Source organism: Pseudoxanthomonas sp. LjRoot204_2 (genome assembly GCF_056175765.1).
Map to the genome: position 1 here is coordinate 1 of NZ_JBGFFG010000559.1, position 1,872 is coordinate 1,872.

The following is a 1,872-nucleotide window of genomic DNA, read 5'->3' on the forward strand; positions in this document are numbered from 1 at the left end:
GCGGCCGGGCGCGCTGGCGCTCGATGACGAGATGCTGGAAGCCAAGCTCGCCGAGGTCACTGTGGTTCCGGTGGGGCACAACAGCCAGGGCGAGTCGGTGTTCGAGAGCGATGAGGGCCGCTACGTGCGTCATGCGGACGGCACCACCGAATTCGAGGGGGCCGATCCCGACGCTACGTTCCTCAGGGCGGACAGCCTGGAAGAGCTGGCGCGGTGCGCGGACGCGTTCGTGGGCGAGATGGTGCGCGGGAAGAACATGCGAGCCGATGACCTGAAGCAGTTCGCTGCGACGGTCACGGGAATCCCGGTGGGTGAGGTGGAGCAGACCACCGAGCTGCGACGCGTGCAGGAGGCCGTCGAGGCCGCGCTGGTTCGTCGTCTGCGCGAAGATGCGTTGGCGCCTGGTGCCACGGTAAAGGACGTCTACGCCCAGGCGACCAGGCTGCTGGAGCGCCAGCCCGCGATGGCAGCGCGTACCTCGTCGTCGATCATGCTGCAGCAGTATTCCAGCCCCTTGCCGATGGGCTACGCGGCTCAGCAGATCCTGGGGCGCACGGAAGGTCGCACGTTGCTTGAACCGACCATCGGCAACGGATCTCTGATCAGTGCCACCCGTGGTGCCCACGTGGTCGGTGCGGACCTGGACAAGAATCGACTGGACCAGCTGGCGCTCGGCCGGCCGGAGGCGTCGCTGCATCACGTCGATGCAACGACGGCGGACTTCATCAAGCTCAACGGCGGAAGCGCGTTCGACCTGATCTGCTGCAACCCGCCCTTCGGCAAGCTCGATTCGGCAATGAGCGTGAAGGGCCTGAAGGTCACGCGCCTGGACCAGCTCGTGCTGATGCGCGCTCTGGATGCGCGTAAGGACGACGGCTTGGGGGTGTTCATCATTGGTGGCGACAGCTATGTCGACACGAGGGCCGGCAAGGTCAGCGGCACTTCCCGCTACCTGTTCAACTGGCTGGCAGACAACTACCACGTGGACGTGGTCGAGATTCCGGGGCGCCTGTATGCGAAACAGGGTGCGACGTTCCCAGTCCGCATGGTGGTGGTGGGTCGTCGTGCGCCGGGCGGTGAGCAGGTGCCCGATACCATCCCACTCGTCGACAGCGCGGAAGAGCTGCTGGCCTGGTCGCTGCGCATGCGGGAGAAGTACGCCGCTCACGTGGAGCCGATCGATGCGGCCACGCAGGAAGCCATTGCGGTGGCAGAGGCCGTGGAAGAGGCCGAGGTAGCTCCTTCTCCCACGGCCGCGCAGGACGCGAAGGCCAACACGACCGACGCTGACGAGAACAGCTACCAGAGCCCCTATCCGGCGATGAGCCGGGTCGGCCAGGCGACGGCGATGGTTCCCCGCAACCTGCTCACCCCGACGTTGATGGCGCTGCAGAACGTGGTCGCAGTGCATGGGRATATCGACGAGTACGTTGCCTCGCAGCTCGACTGGTCCGTGGAGCAGATGGGCAACTATCTGTCACCGGAGCAGGTAGACGCACTGGCCCTGGCGATGCACGCCGAACAGCGCAGCGGGGGCAAGCAGGGCTTCCTGATGGGCGACCAGACCGGACAGGGCAAAGGCCGGTTCCTGGCCGCGATGGCGCGCTACCACAATCTGGCTGGGCGCTCGGTGGTGTTCCTGACCGAGACCCCGACCCTGTTCACCGACTTCTGGCGCGATCTGCGCGCCATCTCGTCGACGGATCTGTTCCAGCCGATGATCGTCAACGCCGGCGTCGGCGTGTACGACGACATCACTGGTGATCAGCTCATCAAGCCCACGCCGGCGGCGGTGGTGAAGCGAGCGGTTGATGAGGGCGAGGTGCCTTCCGAGTACAACCTTGTGCTCGGCACCTACAGCCAGTTCAATCG

The 1,872-nt window shown here is 65.7% G+C and carries 1 protein-coding gene; it reads left to right on the forward strand.

Annotated features, from left to right (window positions below; genetic code table 11):
- The coding region (locus AC04L7_RS17845) for a strawberry notch-like NTP hydrolase domain-containing protein (protein WP_475513587.1) at positions 1-1,872 on the forward strand (1,872 nt) is incomplete at both ends.